1 protein-coding gene and 1 pseudogene are annotated in these 1,583 nt (G+C 41.9%); both read right to left on the bottom strand.

Annotated elements, in window-relative coordinates:
* Positions 1-75: 75 nt before the first annotated feature.
* Entirely contained in the window at positions 76-1,269 is a 1,194-nt protein-coding gene (gene coaBC / locus HMPREF2572_RS02050; protein WP_070495961.1) for a bifunctional phosphopantothenoylcysteine decarboxylase/phosphopantothenate--cysteine ligase CoaBC, read from the bottom strand.
* A gap of 85 nt (positions 1,270-1,354) precedes the next feature.
* Positions 1,355-1,583 (bottom strand): annotated as a pseudogene (locus HMPREF2572_RS14730) (hypothetical protein); the annotation flags it as partial.

The raw sequence follows: 1,583 nt of genomic DNA, 5'->3' as shown, positions 1-1,583 counted from the left end.
GGTCGTCTGAAAATTTTCAGACGACCTTTGCTGTTGTAGAAGATAGCTATATGAGCGTTGATTGAGCATGGTTGCTTACGCGATTGTTTCGCCCAAATATCGAGCAAGAGATTGAACAATTTCTCCTGCTACTTGTGATTTTTCTCTCTCAGGGAAAGATAGTTCCTCGTGATCCGTAATAATAGTAATCTGATTGGAAGATTTTCCCATTGCCTGAGAGACATCATTGGCAATCAGCATTGGAATGCCCTTGCGTACACGTTTTGCCCGAGCATATTCCAAAACTTTTTCGCTTTCTGCGGCAAATCCAATACAAAAAGGAGGTTTGGGTAAGGCTGCCACAGATGCCAAAATATCAGGGTTGGTTTCCAATTCAAGGGTTGGGGTGTCTTTTGAATTTTCTTTTTTTAATTTGTGTGTGCTGCTGTTTTTCACCTTATAGTCAGCCACAGCGGCTACAGAAATAAAAACATCTTGATCTGAAATATATTTATGAACAGCATCGTACATTGATTGGGTGCTAATAGCCCGTTCCATATGATAGAGACCGGTTGGTAGGGGAGTTTGCAATTGCCCATAAATCAACGTAACTTGTGCGCCGGCCATTCTGCATGCGCGGGCTAGGGCAATGCCCATTTGACCGCTGGAAATATTCGTAATTCCACGGACCGGGTCAATCATTTCCAAGGTCGCACCGGCAGTGATTAAGATTTTTTTGCCGGCAAGTATTTTCGGCGTCCATAAATCATGAATCAAATCGGCAAGTTCAATCGCTTCAGGCATTCTCCCTATCCCGATTTCACCGCAAGCTTGTTCGCCATAGGATGGCTGGAAAACCGTGATGTCGTCTGAAATCAGTTGTTGGATATTCCTTTGATTGGCGGGATTGTTCCACATCTCCACATTCATCGCCGGAGCGACTGCCATGGGGCATTTTCGTGCTGCTGCCAAATTGGTCAGTAGATTATCAGCAATACCGTTGGCGATCTTGGCAACCGTATTGGCAGTAGCGGGAGCAATCAAAAAAACATCCGCTTCTCGGGTTAAATCAATATGACCCATCCCCTTAGTCGAGTGCCCATCGTGCGTATCAACTAAAACAGGATTTCCACTTAATGCTTGAAACGTAAGAGGGGTAACAAATTCAGTGGCAGCATGGCTCATTACCACCGTTACAGAATGTCCTTGTTTTTTTAGCAATCGGACCAACTCACATGATTTATAAGCAGCAATACCACCACTTATCCCTAAAAGAATGTGTTTACTCATGACACAATCCAATTTGAATTAGATAAAACATAATACTAACATAGATACTATTCAAAAAAGTTGTAAGGGTAGATTGATAGGTTGCTCAGTCATAAAATGAAGGTTGATATAGCTGGAAATATTCCGAGATAGAACAAAGGTCGTCTGAAAGAGATTTTAGACGACCTTTGGTGTTGTTTGAGTTTGGTTTGAGAATGTTTTGAAAGTTCTGAAATAGTATCTGAAATAAAAGTTGTTGAATTTCAGATTGTTGAAGTGTTTTGTAGAATTTTTTGTTGTTTGGGAGTTGACGGTTTTTGGTGGTGGGGGGATAG

This window comes from Neisseria sp. HMSC064E01 (genome assembly GCF_001808875.1).
Taxonomy (GTDB): domain Bacteria; phylum Pseudomonadota; class Gammaproteobacteria; order Burkholderiales; family Neisseriaceae; genus Neisseria; species Neisseria sicca_A.
The sequence above is the reverse complement of the archived record's forward strand: the minus strand, read 5'-3'. Positions and strand labels throughout refer to the sequence as shown.

What these genes read in the sequence shown, in the direction of transcription:
- coaBC (WP_070495961.1), bottom strand. Translation starts at nt 1,269, where the DNA reads ATGAGTAAACACATTCTTTTAGGGATAAGTGGTGGTATTGCTGCTTAT.